Source organism: Peptidiphaga sp., assembly GCF_057238965.1.
This window is the reverse complement of record NZ_DBHHEV010000002.1, coordinates 41,738-51,048: the sequence shown is the minus strand read 5'-3', so window position 1 is coordinate 51,048 and position 9,311 is coordinate 41,738. Positions and strand designations below refer to the sequence as shown.

The 9,311-nt window shown below is 59.0% G+C and carries 8 protein-coding genes; 6 read left to right on the top strand and 2 right to left on the bottom strand.

The features are described from left to right. Positions 1-878 precede the first annotated feature (878 nt). The 5 genes from ACO48X_RS00625 to ACO48X_RS00605 all read left to right on the top strand — a co-directional run bounded on the left by ACO48X_RS00625 (position 879) and on the right by ACO48X_RS00605 (position 6,551). Positions 879-1,193 (top strand): hypothetical protein, encoded by a 315-nt coding sequence (locus ACO48X_RS00625; RefSeq protein WP_484999541.1) that lies wholly within the window; start codon positions 879-881, stop codon positions 1,191-1,193. After that, complete coding sequence (locus tag ACO48X_RS00620; protein WP_484999539.1) at positions 1,193-2,971, top strand: alpha/beta hydrolase; 1,779 nt, start codon at positions 1,193-1,195, stop codon at positions 2,969-2,971. The genes ACO48X_RS00625 and ACO48X_RS00620 overlap by 1 nt, the downstream gene beginning before the upstream one ends. A gap of 377 nt (positions 2,972-3,348) precedes the next feature. Next, entirely contained in the window at positions 3,349-3,666 is a 318-nt protein-coding gene (locus ACO48X_RS00615) for a hypothetical protein (protein WP_484999537.1), read from the top strand. An 11-nt stretch (positions 3,667-3,677) separates the two neighbouring features. Then, positions 3,678-5,351, top strand: a complete 1,674-nt coding sequence (locus ACO48X_RS00610) for an alpha/beta hydrolase (protein WP_484999535.1) — start codon at positions 3,678-3,680, stop codon at positions 5,349-5,351. Positions 5,352-5,546: 195 nt separating this feature from the next. After that, a complete protein-coding gene (locus tag ACO48X_RS00605) occupies positions 5,547-6,551 on the top strand; it encodes an LppA family lipoprotein (protein ID WP_484999533.1) in 1,005 nt (334 codons plus the stop codon). A gap of 342 nt (positions 6,552-6,893) precedes the next feature. On the opposite strand, the gene ACO48X_RS00600 is transcribed toward ACO48X_RS00605, so the two are convergent. Together ACO48X_RS00600 and ACO48X_RS00595 are read right to left on the bottom strand one after the other, a co-directional pair. Further along, on the bottom strand, positions 6,894-7,688 hold the full coding sequence (locus tag ACO48X_RS00600; protein ID WP_484999531.1) for a MerR family transcriptional regulator: 795 nt from the start codon (positions 7,686-7,688) through the stop codon (positions 6,894-6,896). Between the two features lie 221 nt (positions 7,689-7,909). After that, on the bottom strand, positions 7,910-8,296 hold the full coding sequence (locus ACO48X_RS00595; RefSeq protein ID WP_484999529.1) for a phage holin family protein: 387 nt from the start codon (positions 8,294-8,296) through the stop codon (positions 7,910-7,912). A 271-nt stretch (positions 8,297-8,567) separates the two neighbouring features. On the opposite strand from ACO48X_RS00595, the gene ACO48X_RS00590 reads away from it, so the two are divergent. Next, the coding region (locus ACO48X_RS00590; protein ID WP_484999527.1) for an aminotransferase class I/II-fold pyridoxal phosphate-dependent enzyme at positions 8,568-9,311 on the top strand (744 nt) is incomplete at its 3' end.

Genomic DNA, 9,311 nt, shown 5'->3' with positions numbered 1-9,311 from the left:
CCTCCGCGGCTGTCGCCTGCTTGCTCGCGCGTTTGGTGAAGCTCGCATTCATAATCTGGCCACTCTACTCGCTCCGATTGAAGGGCGGGGTTTGGACCCAGGGAACAGTATTGGCGGGAGGCGCTCCATGCCAACGCCTCCCGCCAAATGCCACCGTCGAAGTGTCAAGCGGCGAAGGGAACAAACCGCTTGAGCCGGGCGGCAACGCTTGCTTGTCTGCGCACGCCACCACCTTTCTTCGTCGGCTCACTGCACACAACACAGTCATCGCGTCTGCTGAACTGGCAAGCGCTGACCGTTAGGATCGCTTGCCCGTCCTGCTGACACCATCTATACAACCCTCCTATCCTTAGGCGGTCATGAGTTAATCCTGGGAAACCCCGGGGAAGCTTATGGTGCGGGTGGCGTCTTAGAGTGCCTGTGTTGCAACCCTCGGTGTGCTCGGCAGGGCTCCCTAGGGCGTTCGTTGCGGCATCCGAGCGGGCGGCAATGGTGTCAACCGCCCAGGGCCCCGCGTGGATTGCGGTTCGCGGCGGGTCCGGGGCAGTGCCAAGGCGCGCTTGCCGACTTTCTGACGGTCGGGCCGGCACTCGGGTGTGCGTATCGGTTTCCGGAACGCTCGAGACGTCCCTCGATGTGCCCGGGTCGACATTGAGGCCGAGCCTCCTTTGTGCTGGCTTTCGATTTTGCCTTTTGAAATTTCACGACGTTTGTATCTAAATCACTTTTAAATATCAGTCTAAGTCCAGACAACTCACAAACGTCAACGGGGAAATGGCGTGATTGGGGACCAGAGTCCTTTCTCTCTTTTCTATTGCCAAAGCCGTCGAGTTTGGGAAGACTTGTGTCACCACGCGACTACGAGAGAAGGGAAAGTTGTGGCTCAATTAGTTGTAGAACCAGAGAAACTCGAAACTGCTGCGCAGCATTCCGACGACGCTGCTGAGAAAAACTCCGAACTGAAGGTCGCCGACGACCTGTCGAAGGTGGGCGACGCCGTTCGAGGCGGCGACTCCGGTAATGCTGCCGCCAAAGCGGGAGAGCAGGTTGACACGCTGTCGAAGCGTCTGGGCGATGGACTGAAAGCGTTCAGCGAGGCGGTTCGAGCGGCGAAGAACGAATATGGCGAGACTGACTATTCGACGAGCATTGATTTCAAGGGCTTCAGCAACGCGATCGAAGGGAAGAAGTGATGGCGGTATTCACGTGGGGAACAATCAAAGACTGGAATGGCGACGATCTAAACGACACTTTACGCGGTCTGGCAGAAGATCGAAGGAAGGCCATGGACGTCCACGACAGCATCGGTGGCATTGATGTGAAGTCCGGGTGGGAAGGCCAAGGCGCCCGCGCAGCAGGCGATGCGCTGGGCAGGCTCAAAGACAGTTGTGCCCACCACCTAGGGTTAATCGGCGACCTCATAGAAGCGACGTCGGCTGCGCAAGACGGCGTCAACGAGGTGAAAACTATGGTTGCTGATGCACTTGCTATGGCCGCGGAAAATAAGCTGATCATTTATGAGGACGGAAGTGTGCAAGCGACTCTTGAAGGTGCTGGTCCATCCCTGCCGCAAGATGAAATAGCCAATAATCTAAAGAAGGTGGCGGAATGTGCGGACTTGATTCGACGGGCGTTGAAGAAGGCTGCAGAGGTCGATAGCGCATACACGAGTGCCCTGGCTGCCGTATCTGAAGGAAGAGACTCCGATCCAGAGGGATTCGACGACCTTACCCCGGGGCTTTCCAACCTCCCGAAGGAGGGAGCGAGCACTGAAGAAGTTGCGGCATGGTGGCGCTCGTTGACAGAAAAAGAACGGCAAGCGATTCTTAAAAGAGCTAAAGACGAGGTTGCTGAGGGACACGGCCACGACGGAAAGTATGCGGCGCTGGGCAATCTGGATGGCATCATGCCGTCAGCTCGCGCAGAGATCAATGAGGCCAGATTCCGCAAAGATTTCGAAAAGGTGGAAGGTCTTAAGAAGAGGAAACAGGAGATTCTCGACAAAGCTGCAGAAAGAGGAAAGAATATATCTAGAGTTAGTCAAGACCTTTACGGATCTCCGATAATCAACCTTACCGACGATGAACTTAAAGAAATTGAATCAATTGACGCGCAATGTGGTGAGCTAGAGCCTATAAACGACACTTTGAAGAAAAAATACGGAGACGGGCCAGATGGTCAAACGCATTTGTATTTGTATGATCCTGCCAATGGACAGCCGGGGCACGAAATGACACATGCCGCAGTGGTTGTCGGCGACTTGGAGAATGCGGACCATGTGGCAACGTATGTTCCGGGAAAAGACACCACTGTTCAGAAGAGTCTCGGTGGAATGACGGACCAAATGGCCCAACTCAAGGAGCGAAGCGAAGCGGTGGCCGATGGCAAGAGCGTTGCAACAATTGCGTATATAGGCTACGACTGTCCGCAGACTTTCGGCGAGGCGAGGGAACTGGAACGAGCGCAGACTGGAGGGCAGGCATTGACGAAACATCTGGAGGGGATCGCAAATGTTCGGGCAATGGAAGGGAAAGGCCTTCATCAGTCTGTTATAGGACACTCGTTCGGAACGACCACATCGTCTTATGGCGTAAAAGATGCCGGGGCGGGCGTGGTCCAAGATTATGCAGTGATGGGCTCGCCGGGTGTCGCTGGAACGGCAGGTGATATGAATGTTCCTGAAGGACATGCCTACGCCATGGGTTTCGACAGACGCTCCGACGATGAAACAAAGGGCTCCTTACTTACTTTACTTTTTGGAGGAAAGGACCCTATGATAGCTTATGATGAGGTTTTGGGGGCTCCCAACGGGTTTGATCCGGAACCGGAACGCGGGGGAAATTTCGTGAGTCTTGATCCGGGAACGCCAAAAGGGAACGTAGGTAGCGCTCATAGCGCTTATTTGACTGATGGAAGTACGGCTCAAGCGAAACTGGCGGATATAGTCGCCGGAAAGCAGCTAAAGGAATAGTTTGAGCTCGTTTTCGGAATGTGGTGCCGGTCTTTCGGCTTCCGCTGCGAAAGGTTCGTCCTACATGCGGAAATGCCTTTGGAACTAGGAGTCACCATGAACTACGGATTGTGACGTTTACCGGGCGTCCTGAGCGCGCTGAAGACGGTAGGGCGTCACATGTCCCTCGGACAGGTTCCTGACGGACCGTTCATGTGATGGCTAGTTAATCTCTCGGTCGGTTTACATTTGGCAAGCCTTAAACATCAGCCGCCCCCATTTGTCAATGGGGGCGGCTGATTTGGGGAGCGGGGTCCTTTTCCCCCGCTGCGATTGAGGAAATACCTGGTGTGAGGAAAACTGGCTGGCATACTGACCAATGATCAGAAGGGGGAGATGTGTCCGAACTCCAAGTTGAACCCGCCAGCCTCGAGGCTGCCGCTGGCCACTCTGACGAAGCTGCCCAGAGCAGCGCCAACTTGAATATCAGCGACGGCATGGCTGGTGTTGATCCTGCCATGAAAGGAAGTGCCTCCGGAGCTGCGGCCGGGGGCGCCGCCAGCCAGGTTGATTCGATTTCGGCAAAGATGACTCAGGGTCTGAATGCTTTTGCCGATGCCCTTCGATCCGCCAAAGAGGAATACAGTCAAACTGACGATTCTACGAAGGTAGATTTCACTCGCTTCAAGAGTGCGATGGAGGGGGGAAATAAGTGACAGGCACAGGCTTGAGCTGGGCAACTATTAAGGAATGGAAAAGCTCTGGACTGGTCCCAGTTGTCGAAGACCTTATAGAAGAGCGGCGGACGGCAATGGCTGTCCACGACAGTATTGCGTCTATCGACGTCACCTCTAATTGGAAAGGCTCTGGTGCCTCGTCGGCTCAGGATGCTCTAGGCGAGCTTAAGGAGACTTGCGCCCATCACTTGGGTTTGATCGGCGAACTTCTTTCCGCAACGGGTGTAGCGCAAGACGGCGTCGGCGAAGTGGAAAAGCTAGTTGCCGAAGCTGAGACTTTCGCTTTTTCGTGGGGATTAGTTATCGATGAAATGGGGCAGGTCCGTGGTTCGAGCGATACTATGACCCCGGCCGAACTTCACGTGATCTATGAATGCTCAATTAAAGTGAAGGAAGCTTGTGACAGGGCTTCTGAAACAGATGCCGAATACTCAAGAGCCTTGAACGATGTTTCGGAGGGTAAGGATGCAAATCCAGAGAGTTTTGACGACTCTACACCAGGTCTGCCAGATTTGCCGAAAGAAGGTGCCAGCACGGAAGAGATCGCTGCCTGGTGGTATTCGTTAAGCAACCGAGAACGCGCGGATATAGCGGATAAAGCGGTTAAGGATATCGAAGCTGGCCGTCCGTCGAAATATGAAGCCCTTGGCAATATGGACGGTATTGACGCAAGCACGCGCAACCAAATTAATAGAGCGCGACTTGATAGAGACATAGAGTCTCTTAAAAAGAGAAAAAGTGAAATAATTTCTAAGGCATCTGCTTCAGACATTCCTTCAAATAAACTTTTCAATCCTCAGGAATTAAATGATATAGATCAACGACTTAAAGAAGCCGAAGGGATAAAAGCGGCCTTAGACTACCCAGAAGATAAGTCTGTACCTCCTGAAGTTGGTTTGTACTTTTACGAACCGGGAACTGGAGAAGATGGACACGAGGCCACACACGCCGCATTGGTCGTGGGTGACATAGATAACGCCGATAACGTCACTACTTATGTTCCGGGAATGACCACGTCTGTCGAGGGAGAGGGAAGCACAGGTTTAGTCAACGAAATGAGGGGGCTAAAGGCTCGGGCCGAAGCTGAGGGCAAGGGCGGCGTCGCTGCTATCGCTTGGGTGGGTTATGATGCTCCTCCGGCACCATGGACTGGTGATACATCTGTTGCGAGTACGCACGATGCCGAACTGGGCGGAAATAGCCTTGCAAAGCATCTAGAAGGAGTTGAGGACTCGCGCAATGCTTCGGGGCGCCCCGTCCACCAGTCAGTTCTGGGGCACTCCTACGGTTCGACAACATCGTCTTACGGAGTTGCGCAAGTAAGACCAGGTGTTGTGGACGACTACGCCGTGTTTGGCTCACCAGGAGTAAAAGATGCCGCCGCGATGCGTGTTCCCGAAGGGCACAGCTATGCGATGACGTATCTTCCGGGACCGAATGGCGCAGGGGACATTAATAACTCGCTTAATTATTATGTAAGTGATGTTAAAGGGGGCACTGGTGCTTTGGGGATTGATCCGCATGTCCCAGGCTCTGGCTTCAAGATCATGGATCCGGGAGGCTCCGGCGCTAAGCACTCATGGGATGCACATACGCGCTATCTGGATGAAGGAACTCAGGCACAGTCGATTCTTGCCAAAGTCGTGGCGGGCACTGCGGGGTGAGATTCTTGCGGTCCTGGGAGCTTTTGGCCCTTGGTCAAAGACAAAGTCCGAAGGCCGGTGGCGACTGGATTCCGCCGGTTTGCGTCATGAGGGTACGAGCCGTTGGAGCTTGGTTGTCAAAGTTCGAGCCATCGAGACTCAGCTATCGGAGTCCGAGTTGTGACGGAACCCTAAACGCAAAGGAGGGAGAGTAGCATGTTCGAAGTCGGACGGCCCTTTTATGACGGTTTGAAGCCGTTTGGCGAGCGGGAAGACGTCGATTCCGCCCGGCGCGGGTTGGCGGACGCGCTGGCCCGCGCACGAGAGCGCATCGACGACCTGCTCGGGCCGCGCCAATGGACCTGGATCGACTCCCCGGCCGAGAAAGCAGGACCGTGCCACGTCGGCGACGACCGCGGCGGAATCGACTTCTCCCGCCAAGGAATGACGATGGGCGTTCCGCGCAGCGTATTCGGCGAGCTCGTCGACATCGTGCGCGAAGAGGTCGGCCCGCTCGGCTTCACGGAAACCGTCGACATCTCCGCCGACGAAACCGGCGAGGTCAACCTGTTCAACGTCGACGACGGAGGTTACGTCGGAATCGTCCTATCCGGCGGCACCCGCGCCTTCTCCATGCGCTACACCACCGGATGCCGCCCGTTTCCCAAGGACCGCCCATTTCCCGAGGACGCCCCCGCTGCAAACGTCGGCCGCGCCGAAGCCCAGGCATCCGGTGCGCGTGGAAGCATTGGGGCCGATTCGGACGGTGTCGATGCCCTCAATCCGGGGCGGCCGGGAGGCGCGGATCGGCGGCTCGGGAACGCCGAGTCGTTCGGAGCAAACGCCGGGGAGCCGAAGGTTGGACGGCACAGCGAGGCTGCCGGGGAGTTCGGGAGTGCTGGCCGACGTCGGCAGGGGCGTCATCGCGCTAGCCTTCGGAATGGCGGCGACCCAGCTGTGCGGGACGGCGGCGATTCGGCCCAAGGGGTCACGCGCGGCGGTCGCCAAATGACGCACACCCGAGCGGAGCTGAGCGGCCAAGTCGAGCCACTGGTTCAAGCGACGCCGCACACCCAAGACGAACCGGCGCAAAGCTGGAGAATTCAAGGCGAGGCTGCCTCGCCGGACGGGAAACCCACGTCGACCGCTCCCGATGCGACTGAACCGAAACGGGATGCGCGGGACGGTTGGACCTCGCGCTGGCCTATGGTCGACGACTGACGCGGTTGGCCGGGGCTTTCCTGTAGGAGCCACGGCCAACCGCGTCAGAGGCCAACCGCATCAGAATCGGTGGCCGCCGTGTGCGAAACTCATGTGGCCGCCTTGCGTAAAGCTTGAGTCGCCTTGCGCAAAGCCTGAGTGGCCTCCGCATGAGGGAGGCGACCCGGATTTGAAGCTGCGAGGGGCTTTGCCCCCGGGCGGCTTCCGCCTGTGGGAGACCGTCCGCCTATCGGATACCGTCTGCCTGCGGAAGGCCGCCCCTCTTGGCGAGACGATCCGGCTTGGCGTCGGCCGATTGCAGATCGGCCGACGCCAAGCGGCGGGAGGACGCCGTCGGCAGGGTCACTGCCACGTCGCCGTCGTCGGGTCGACGCCGTTTGCCCTCGCATTCTCGTCGATGATCGACTTCAGCCAGTCGGTGAGGCCGGGCTCGATCTTGTCGTAGTACTGGCGGAACCGGTCGTCCATGACGTACCCGCGCGCGATGAGCACGTGCTTGGAATGCGTCACGTCAAACCATGTGCCGAGCGAAGCGCGGTGGGCCTCAGCGAGCTCATTCGCCCGATCCGAGCCGGGCTCGACGCCGTCGCGCTTGGCCTCCGCCAGAGACTGTTCGAGGGCTTGGGTGTCTCTGCCGACTCTGAACCAGTCCTCCGGCGTCATCTTCGCCTTGACGGCCTCGGACTGGCGCCATTCCGGGGTGTCGCCCCACTTGGCCTGAGCTTCCTCTTGCCACGCAGGATCCCAGCCGCCGAAGTGTTCCGCCTTCTGGGCGGGGTCGAGATTCGTTCCCATCTTCATCGTCTCCATAATGTGGTCTACTGCGGAGACTTTCTGCCGCAGATGGGAGATGCGTTCGAGGAGCAGTTCGCGTTGCCTGGCCAGGTGCGCGAGCTCGTCCAGGCCCGGATCGTCGAGCAGCTCGGCGATCTGCGCCAGCGCCATGCCGGTTTCCCGGTACAGACACACGCGCTGGATGCGCTCCACGTCCTCCCGGGTGTACAGCCTGTAGCCGGACCACGAACGCCAGCTCGGCGCCACCAGGCCGATTTCGTCCCAGTGGTGGAGCGTGCGAACGCTGACGCCTACAAGGTCGGCGACCTGGCCCACGGTCAGCTCCTGCATGTTCTCTCCCATGGCTCTAGCTTCCAACCTCACGTCGCGTGAGGGTCAAACGCGGCGCGAAAACGGCGAAAGGGGCGTGTCTCGGCTTGGGGTTGCGGCGGCCGCGGGAAGGGTGCGGCCCCGCGGATGGCGGAGCATGACCGCGAGAAGCCGGAAGTTGCGACGGACTGCGACCTGGCGGGGTGCGGCCGCGAGAGGCCGAAAGCGACGCCCAGAAGGCACGCGCCGGAGACCTAGCGCCGCCGGTACTCCTCCGGGAGCATCGCGTCGGTGAAGGTGTTGAACAAGGACAGGAGGGCTCCGCCCATAATCGCCGCTGCCCAGGTGGACACGGTCACGCCTATGTCGAACCCGACGGTGAGGGCTGCGGTGAGCTTGAGCATTGCGGCGTTGACTATCAAGAAGAACAGGCCCAACGTGAGAATGTACAGCGGTATCGACAAGAACACCAGAATCGGGCGGACCAGGCAATTGATGACGCCGAGGACCGCCCCCGCCGCCAAAAAGTAGAGGGCGATGTCTCGATTGTTGCCCAAGCCGTGCTGGCTGATGCCCGGCACAAAAAGCACACATAGCCACAGGCCGAGGGCGTTGATTGCTGCGCGAACTAGGTATCTCATGCCGCAACTCTAAGGCCGAGCGCTGGAATTTGCCTGGGTCGTCGGTTCGATTGCGCCCTCCGCCGACCCCCGTCGAAAGGCAGTTCGCATTGCACCCGTCGAAAGGCGCCTGGGTTGCCTTGTCGAAGGGCGACTCGTGTCGCCGCCGTTGAAAGGCGCCTGCGTTGCCTCGTCGAAGGGCCGTTCACATTCCTCTGTTGAATACCCGCTCGCATTCCCCCTGTCGAATAACCGCTCGCATTGCGCCGCCCGCGCGGGGCACACTAGATGCATGAGCAAGCAGCAGTGGTTCCGCCCAGAGATCCTCGACCTTCCCGCCTACGTGCCCGGTAAGAAGGGCGGGAACACAGACGTCGTCAAACTCTCGTCCAACGAGAACCCCTTCCCTGCGCTGCCTGCCGTCCAGGCCGCGGTCTCAGCCGCCGTCGGCGACCTCAACAGGTATCCGGACATGTTCGCCACCGGGCTGATCCACGACATTTCGTGGTTTCACAAGTGGGTCGACGACGGCGTCGTCGTCGGCAACGGATCGACTGCGCTCATCGAGAAGATCCTTCAGGCGGTCGTGACGCCGGGCGGCGAGGTCGTGCTTCCCTGGCGCTCCTTCGAGGCGTATCCGATCGCCGTCCAGGCTGCCGGGGGAGCGGCCGTCAAAGTGCCGCTCAACGCCGACGGATCGCACAATCTGCCGGGTCTGCTTTCCGCCGTCACCGAACGCACCCGCGCGCTTTTGCTGTGCAGCCCCAACAACCCGACCGGCGTCGCCCTCAAACACACCGACCTGGCGGGGTTCCTCGCAAAGGTCCCCGAGCGCGTGCCCGTGCTGCTCGACGAGGCGTACATCGACTTCGTCGACATGGACGACGCCGTCCGCTCCGACGAGCTGCTGCGCGAGCACCCAAACCTCATCGTGCTGCGGACCTTCTCCAAAGCCTACGGGCTGGCCGGAATCCGCGTCGGCGATGGACTGGGGCACCCGGAGAGGGTCGCGGGGCTGAGGGCGAGCGGCACGCCC

Excerpts from the sequence above, each read along its gene's own strand:
- ACO48X_RS00595 (WP_484999529.1), bottom strand. The coding sequence starts at position 8,296 with ATGAGATACCTAGTTCGCGCAGCAATCAACGCCCTCGGCCTGTGGCTA.
- ACO48X_RS00600 (WP_484999531.1), bottom strand. The coding sequence starts at position 7,688 with ATGGGAGAGAACATGCAGGAGCTGACCGTGGGCCAGGTCGCCGACCTT.
- ACO48X_RS00620 (WP_484999539.1), top strand. The coding sequence starts at position 1,193 with ATGGCGGTATTCACGTGGGGAACAATCAAAGACTGGAATGGCGACGAT.
- ACO48X_RS00605 (WP_484999533.1), top strand. The coding sequence starts at position 5,547 with ATGTTCGAAGTCGGACGGCCCTTTTATGACGGTTTGAAGCCGTTTGGC.